This window comes from Vibrio sp. R11-SG3-ISO3-SZ (assembly GCF_059834345.1).
Genome location: NZ_JCBDGX010000093.1, coordinates 23,093 through 30,663, shown reverse-complemented (window position 1 = coordinate 30,663; position 7,571 = coordinate 23,093). Strand labels below are relative to the sequence as shown.

The following is a 7,571-nucleotide window of genomic DNA, read 5'->3' as shown; positions in this document are numbered from 1 at the left end:
GCTATTAACACACCCACCTTCCTCACTGCTGAAAGTACTTTACAACCCGAAGGCCTTCTTCATACACGCGGCATGGCTGCATCAGGCTTGCGCCCATTGTGCAATATTCCCCACTGCTGCCTCCCGTAGGAGTCTGGACCGTGTCTCAGTTCCAGTGTGGCTGATCATCCTCTCAGACCAGCTAGGGATCGTCGCCTTGGTGAGCCCTTACCTCACCAACTAGCTAATCCCACCTGGGCATATCCTGACGCGAGAGGCCCGAAGGTCCCCCTCTTTGAGCCGAAGCTATTATGCGGTATTAGCCATCGTTTCCAATGGTTATCCCCCACATCAGGGCAATTTCCCAGGCATTACTCACCCGTCCGCCGCTCGACGCCGTTAACGTTCCCCGAAGGTTCAGTTAACTCGTTTCCGCTCGACTTGCATGTGTTAGGCCTGCCGCCAGCGTTCAATCTGAGCCATGATCAAACTCTTCAATTTAAGATTTTGTCGGCTCAATGAATACTGATAAGTTCCTAGTGACTAGAAGCTAGTTCCTAGAAAACTTGAATTGACTGTGCTGAATCCGAAGATTCAATGGTCACTCAGTTCATTGAAACCTAATTTGATACCAAGGTATCTAATTGGATTATCATCAACGAGTGCCCACACAGATTGATAGGTTTATATTGTTAAAGAGCATCTAGTGCGATGTCGTTTTTGCGTCTCGCTGCTAGGGGTGCGTATCTTACGCTTCCCGTTTTCAGAGTCAAGCTTTTTTATTCGCTTAATTTTTCTGAACCCGATTCGGTTTGTGACTTTCGTCTCACTCCGTGTCGGTGAGGCGGCATTATAGGGAGGTCTGAAAGGAAGACAAGCACTATTTTCAATTTATTTTCTGTTTGCTCAAAATTAAATCAAACCGATGAAAATAGAATAAAATTTCAACATTTGAGACACGTCACATCAATAGGTTGGAAAAACAATAACCTTATACGTAATATGCCTGTATCTATTTTGTTAATAATAGATTTTCTTATTCTCAACCAAAAAGTTGTATTCCAATATGAGTTCAAATAAATCAACCATTCTGATGGTAGCCTTGGCGGTATTGGGTGGCATGCTCTTTCTCTTTATTGAATCACAAGGAAAAGAGCTATCTTCTGCGTTGACTTTTGTTATCGGTGTTTTTGCTTGCGCTTTTGTTTTTAAATTTTCGAATACCGATTCAGAGCCAGAACCAGTCAGCGATCCATCCACCAAGACCTTATATGTTGGTAACCTTCCATACAAAGCAAACGAATCTCACGTCAAAGAGTTGTTTGCTCAACATGGTGAGGTATTTGCCGTTCGATTAATGAAGGATAAAAGGACAGGAAAGCGCCGTGGCTTCGGTTTTGTGGTAATGGCCACCAACGACGCGCAAACCGCAATCGATGCGCTGAATGATAAAGACTATCTTCAGCGTACCTTAAAGGTGAGGATTGCTAACGATCCAAAATCTCAATCAGAGAACTCTGAACAGGAGTAAACCCTAAGTTCTGCAGTTTTCTGTTCAGCGCTTCTTCCTGCCAAGGGGGAGCGCTGGAGTAAATCTCCCGCTTGCCCTTCTCACTCGCTTCTAATTCATGACCCAGCAGCTGTTTTACGCGTCTCGCAATAGCTTGACCGGAGTCCACTAGGATTACGCCATCACCGAGCACCTGTTGGATCTCATCTTTGATGAGCGGAAAGTGGGTACAGCCTAGTACGGCAACATCAATGTGACCTTTGATTGGCAGCAGCACTTCCTCTAACTCTTCCAGTACTACCGTTTGCCCACGTAGCTTTTCTTCAGCCATATCCACCAGCCTTGTCGAGCCTAGCATTTCGACAGGTTTACTCTGAGAAAAGTTGCGAATGAGGTCATGGGTATATTCTCGCGTCACCGTCGCTGGCGTCGCAATCAACCCGACGGCTTTATTGGCCATGTTTGACGCCGGCTTAATCGCCGGCACAACGCCAACGATAGGAATAGTATGCTGGGCACGAAGTGTAGGGAGCACAATGGTGCTCGCCGTATTGCATGCAATCACCACTAGATCGATGCGAAACCGCTCGACGCATTGCGACACGATTTGCTTTACGCGATCGATCAACACACTGTGTTCTAGCTCACCGTAAGGGTACGCTTCATTATCAAAAACGTAGTAGTAGTTGAATTGGGGAAGGATCGCCTCGATTTCTTGATAGACAGAAAGCCCACCAACACCGGAATCAAAAATTAGAACATTTGGCTGAGAGAACACAAGCGACTTCCACACAATAAGATGCGCTGATCATACTCGCTCTGCATCGATTGGCAATATCGAGGCTTGATAACGTTGATGTGAGAAGCGCTCTCCGTGCTCTTGGTGCGTCAACGCCAGCGCTATCTCACCTTGATAGCTTCTTGTTTGTGTCACCAATGTATGAAATTCACCATTTTCTCCGCACGGATCCACCGCCGCGGGTAGTGATTGTAGGAACGCTGAGTTGTACCAAAGGCCGCAGTAGTCCGGGATAAGTTGCTCGGCATCCGTTGTGACCACTAAGGTTTGTATCCCTCTGTCGATGATCTCTTTGGCCAACGCTTGACTGCTCTCTCCAAGGAGAGGGAAGACACACTCCCATCCCGCAGATTCAATATAGCTTCGCCGATAGTCGGCGATACCATTGCAAAACATATCGCCGAATGCGACAGAGTCTATTGCTAACCCACTCTTGCGTAAGCCGTCGACGATGCTTTGCTGATAGATCTCGTTACTTGGGAACACCTCTGGCAAAGCAATCTCAATCAGCGGCAAACCGAGCAATTGTGCTTGCATACGGACGACAGACAGCGGCGTCGCTTGAAAAGGGACTTCGTCTTTGACATAGGTCGTATAGAGAGCTACAACTTCATACTCGGAACTGTCAATCAAACGCTCTAGGACTAGAGTAGAGTCTTTGCCTGACGACCAACTTATAACGACTTTCTTTTTCATTGATATGCCCAATAAGAAAAAACCGCCCGAGGGCGGTTTAGGGGGTTAATTAGAATTGGTAAGAGGCGGACACGAAGTATTCACGCCCTGGTGTCGCGTAACCACTGTACATTTCATACTCTTTATCAAATGCGTTGCTCAGCTTACCTTTTAACTTGAGATCTGGCGAAACTGCATATTCAGCCGTAAAGTTCCAGAGGCTGTAGCTAGCTAATCGTGTATCGCCATTAAAACGCTCACCTTGATACAGGTACTGAGAACCAAAGATCCAATCACCAAATTCAGCAAAAGCGTTCCACTTCGCGCCCTGTTTAGAACGGTACGCTAACTGTTGTTCTTTACCATTTGACTTATCTACTGGATCTTTCCAATCTAAGTAAAACTGGTGCGTAACGATTGAGGTGTCAAAGCCTAACCCCAGTTCAATACCTTTAATTTCTGCTTCACCGATGTTGGTCATGCCCGATCCTTGCCACATCAACATGTTGTTAATTTTATTGATGTAACCTGTCACAGACCAATCTAAGTAAGAGTGAGAACCTTCCAACGTTAGTTCTGTATTTTCAGAGTCTTCTGCCTTTAGGTTAGGCGCTTCATAACCTGGGTAATACAAATCTAGAAAGGTCGGCGCTCTAAAAGCAGTCCCATGACTTGCTTTGATTTCGTAATTTTCAAGAAAAACCTTACCCACCGCCGCTTGCCAAGTCGTGTTATTGCCATACTGACTATTGTCGTCATTTCTAGCACTCGCTTCCAAAGTCCAACTGTCTAATGTGTATTGACCAATGATGCTGATACCATAGTTCTCACGCGGGTTTTCTTCTGGCTGATAATAGCCAAATCCAGTGTAACCCTCGTCCAACTTTTCACGGCGATAATCTAAGCCGCCACCCACAGAAAATTGTTCATTAACACGATAAGAGTTTAGCCATGCAGCATTAACTTGGTTAATTGAAACAATTGCGCCGCTTTTCTTACCCTCACCCACAACATAATCGTAGTTATCCTGCTCTGCATATGTCAGATCCAGAGAGGAGCTTAGATTACCCTTATCATAAGCAAGATTTGTATTAACTGAACGAAACTCAACTCGACCCATTTTCTTTTCATGGGTAGCAGGACCCCATTGAGACGCGGCATAACTATTGTCATACTCGCCTTCGTTGTCATAAGCAACGACATTGACAAAAGCACGGACGGTGTCAGTCAATTTGTTTTGATAGCCAACATTGACATTATATGACTCAAAACCATGCTCATCGCCATCGTTAACCCCGGCTACAGGTTTAACATTAAAGCCGTCATTTTTCTCATATCCAACCACGGCTTTTATATGTTGGTTTTCATCGATTTTATGCAGAGCTGCTAAAGAAGTGACATAGTGATTATTTGTTCCAAAGCCGCCATATAATTTCACTGCGTTTTCATTTACGTCAGCTTTGGTAATGATGTTGATGACACCCGAGATTGCCTCTGAACCGTAGATTGAGGCACGGGCACCACGTATAAACTCAATTCTTTCAATGGAATTGACAGGTAAAGAGTTGAAATCCACACCTCCCATCATAGCTCTCGGCATTCGAGTACCATCCATTAGCACTAAAACTTGAGATGAGCTGCCTCCACGAACAAAGAATGACGCGTTTTGACCACGTCCACCATACTGGGCAACCTCAACACTGGGTAGAGTTCGAAAAACATCCACTAAGCTATTTGCCTGAAGTTTGGAAATGTCTTCTTTGGTGACGACTACCGTTTGGGCTAATACGGCACCATCAACTTGCTCAAAACGATTCGCCGTCACCACCATGGTTTCATCAGCTGCAACTTCTTGGGCCAAACTCGAGGTAGCAGGAAGTAGCGATGCCACTGCTATCGCTAGAATAGATTTGTTCATTATATTGTTCCTAAATCGCGTAAATCCTACTGAGTTCTGGCGGATGCCGTTGATGGAACTCAGCTGCTGGCAGGTATTCGGACTTAAGAGCTGTTGGCCTACTGCCTCGACTTCCCACACCTCCCGTGGTGCAGTGTCGTGTTGAGGGGTCGTTCTCTTTTACCGCTGCGCGTCAGTTCTGGATTTACACCAGATTCCCTTTTCAGCCATCTATACATCTAGATAGCACCAGCTTGAAGGCATAGTATTGAGCCTGACGGTATTTGTCTAGTGATAGATGGCTATAAGCTATAGTTTTACAGTGCGCATTACGCCCGTTTCGCGACCAAGACTGGACATCAGACGGGGATTGAATAAAATCTGCGCTCTTAAATGGCAAACACCACCCAGGCAATCACCCCAAAGGTACTATTCATGGCGACTCTTGATGTAAACCCGCAGCACTACCAGCAGCAACTCGATGACAAAATCTCTCGTTTGACCGAGATGTTTTCCAGTTACGAGGCGCCTGAGTTGGAAGTGTTCAAATCTCCAGAGCAGCACTATCGCATGCGCGCCGAATTTCGCGTGTGGCACGAAGGGGATGATCTCTATTACATCATGTTTAACCAAGAGACTCGTGAAAAGTACCGCGTCGATCAGTTTCCGGCGGCCAGTCGTCTTATCAATGACTTAATGCCGCTGCTTCTCGAAGCAATGAAAGATAACGACACACTGCGCCGCAAGCTCTTTCAAGTCGATTTTCTCTCGACGCTGAGCGGCGAAATCTTGGTCTCGCTGCTATACCATCGTCAGCTCGATGATGCCTGGACAGTGGAAGCAAAAGCGCTAAAGCAACGCTTAAATGACGAAGGGTTCAACCTCAACCTGATTGGCCGTGCGCGTAAAATGAAGATCGTGCTCGATAGAGATTATGTGGTAGAGAAACTGGATGTGAACGGCCAGCCTTACGTTTACCAGCAGGTCGAAAACAGCTTTACGCAGCCTAACGGTAAAGTAGCAGAAAAAATGCTGGAATGGGCCGTCGACTGCACCCAAGAGAGCCAAGGCGATCTGCTTGAGCTCTACTGCGGTAACGGCAACTTTTCACTGGCACTGGCACAAAACTTCGACCGTGTATTAGCGACCGAACTCGCCAAACCTTCCGTTGAGTCTGCGCAGTACAACATCGCCGCTAACAACATAGACAACGTACAGATCCTCAGATTGTCAGCCGAGGAGTTTACTCAAGCGATCGAAGGCAAACGAGAATTCCGCCGCTTAAAAGACGCCAATGTGGATTTAAGCAGCTATAACTGCAACACCATTTTTGTCGATCCGCCTCGCTCAGGCATGGATATCGATACCTGTAAGATGGTGCAAAACTATCAACGCATCGTCTACATCTCATGCAACCCTGATACGCTCAAAGAGAATTTGGACGTGTTATCACAAACGCACAAAATCACTCGATTCGCCCTGTTTGACCAATTCCCTTACACCCACCATATGGAAGCGGGCGTGATGCTGGAGCGCATTAAATAAGGGCTCGTAATGTTTGACCTTTCCCCTAAATTAACACCATGACTTTGATGAGATTTCTAATACACTAGAACTAATGGAGATCTCAAAATGAAAAAGCGATACACGGAAGAGCAAATCATCAAGGCGATTAAACAGCATGAAGCTGGCGCTAAGGTTGACGACATCTGTCGCGACATGGGGATATCATCGGGCACTTTTTATAACTGGCGCAGCAAGTATGCAGGGCTAGAAGTGAATGAGGCCAAAAGGCTGAGAGAGCTTGAATCTGAGAACAATAAGCTTAAGCGGCTCCTCGCGGAGAAGTTGCTCGAAGTCGAAGCAATGAAGGATGTTGTGTCAAAAAAGTGGTAACGCCATCTTCTCGAAAGCTTATTGCTCGATACCTTATTGACACTCACCGACTGAGTGAAAGAGCGGCCTGTAAGCTTGCGTGTTTGAGTCGAACGGCGTTTCGATACAAAGCTAAAAACCCTGTAGATAGGGCCTTACGAGAACGTTTAAAAGCGTTAGCCGTTCAATATTCCCGTTATGGCTATCTGATGCTACACAGTTTACTAAAAGCAGAGGGCTTAGTTGTGAATAAGAAGCACACGTATCGTATTTACACTGAGGAAGGACTGCAAGTCAGAACGAAGAAGCGCAAAAAGCTACAGCGCCCGAGACTAGTTATGAATTCACCCACAAGAGCCAATCAACGCTGGTCGATGGACTTTGTCTCTGACCAATTGAGCAATGGTAGACGTTTTCGTATGCTCAATGTCGTTGACGATTTTTCACGAGAACTCATTGGGCAGCTGGTGTCCCTATCAATCAGTGGCCAACAAGTTGCCCGTTTTTTAACTCAACTAACCGAGGTGCGCAGCAAGCCAGATAACATTGTTTGCGACAACGGGACGGAATTTACCAGCAAAGCCATGTTCTTTTGGTCAAAGACAACGTCGGTAACACTCGCCTTTATTCAACCAGGTAAACCGACTCAAAATGCCTTTGTGGAGAGCCTAAATGGCAAGTTCAGAAATGAGTGTCTCAATCAACACTGGTTCCGCACTCTGGATGAAGCACGTTACGAAATAAATCTATGGAGAGAGCACTACAACCATATTCGACCACATAGCTCTCTAAATTATATGTCGCCAATTGATTATGCCAATCAAGTGGCGTAAACG

General features: G+C 46.0%; 6 protein-coding genes, 1 rRNA gene and 1 riboswitch. Of the genes, 3 read left to right on the top strand and 4 right to left on the bottom strand.

Annotation, left to right across the window (positions count from 1 at the left end):
• Nucleotides 1–480: ribosomal RNA gene (locus AC6R1O_RS12410) — 16S ribosomal RNA — on the bottom strand; the annotation flags it as partial.
• Between the two features lie 565 nt (nt 481–1,045).
• Between AC6R1O_RS12410 and AC6R1O_RS12405 the strand changes: the two genes are divergently transcribed.
• On the top strand, nt 1,046–1,510 hold the full coding sequence (locus tag AC6R1O_RS12405) for an RNA recognition motif domain-containing protein (protein ID WP_334555558.1): 465 nt from the start codon (nt 1,046–1,048) through the stop codon (nt 1,508–1,510).
• Here AC6R1O_RS12405 and murI read toward each other — a convergent pair.
• From murI to AC6R1O_RS12390, 3 genes are read right to left on the bottom strand one after another with little or no spacing between them, the layout of a single operon-like run.
• Nucleotides 1,467–2,267 (bottom strand): glutamate racemase, encoded by an 801-nt coding sequence (murI, locus tag AC6R1O_RS12400; RefSeq protein WP_500657129.1) that lies wholly within the window; start codon nt 2,265–2,267, stop codon nt 1,467–1,469. The two genes, AC6R1O_RS12405 and murI, sit on opposite strands and share 44 nt — an antisense overlap.
• Nucleotides 2,268–2,297: 30 nt before the next feature.
• Entirely contained in the window at nt 2,298–2,996 is a 699-nt protein-coding gene (locus AC6R1O_RS12395) for a Dph6-related ATP pyrophosphatase (RefSeq protein ID WP_500657128.1), read from the bottom strand.
• A 37-nt stretch (nt 2,997–3,033) separates the two neighbouring features.
• Nucleotides 3,034–4,881 carry a TonB-dependent receptor domain-containing protein gene (locus AC6R1O_RS12390; protein ID WP_500657127.1) on the bottom strand — a complete coding sequence of 616 codons (1,848 nt, stop codon included), beginning with the start codon at nt 4,879–4,881 and terminating at the stop codon, nt 3,034–3,036.
• Between the two features lie 51 nt (nt 4,882–4,932).
• Nucleotides 4,933–5,129, bottom strand: a riboswitch (cobalamin riboswitch).
• A 166-nt stretch (nt 5,130–5,295) separates the two neighbouring features.
• Between AC6R1O_RS12390 and trmA the strand changes: the two genes are divergently transcribed.
• Nucleotides 5,296–6,405, top strand: a complete 1,110-nt coding sequence (gene trmA / locus AC6R1O_RS12385; protein WP_500657126.1) for a tRNA (uridine(54)-C5)-methyltransferase TrmA — start codon at nt 5,296–5,298, stop codon at nt 6,403–6,405.
• An 87-nt stretch (nt 6,406–6,492) separates the two neighbouring features.
• Nucleotides 6,493–7,568 (top strand): IS3 family transposase gene (locus AC6R1O_RS12380; protein ID WP_500657125.1). Its coding sequence is split into 2 segments (ribosomal slippage): nt 6,493–6,742 and nt 6,742–7,568, totalling 1,077 coding nucleotides; the frame shifts between segments, so codons are not numbered across the junction.
• Nucleotides 7,569–7,571 lie beyond the last annotated feature (3 nt).

Coding starts and splice junctions, on each gene's coding strand:
- AC6R1O_RS12405 (WP_334555558.1), top strand. CDS start 1,046: ATGAGTTCAAATAAATCAACCATTCTGATGGTAGCCTTGGCGGTATTG.
- trmA (WP_500657126.1), top strand. CDS start 5,296: ATGGCGACTCTTGATGTAAACCCGCAGCACTACCAGCAGCAACTCGAT.
- AC6R1O_RS12390 (WP_500657127.1), bottom strand. CDS start 4,881: ATGAACAAATCTATTCTAGCGATAGCAGTGGCATCGCTACTTCCTGCT.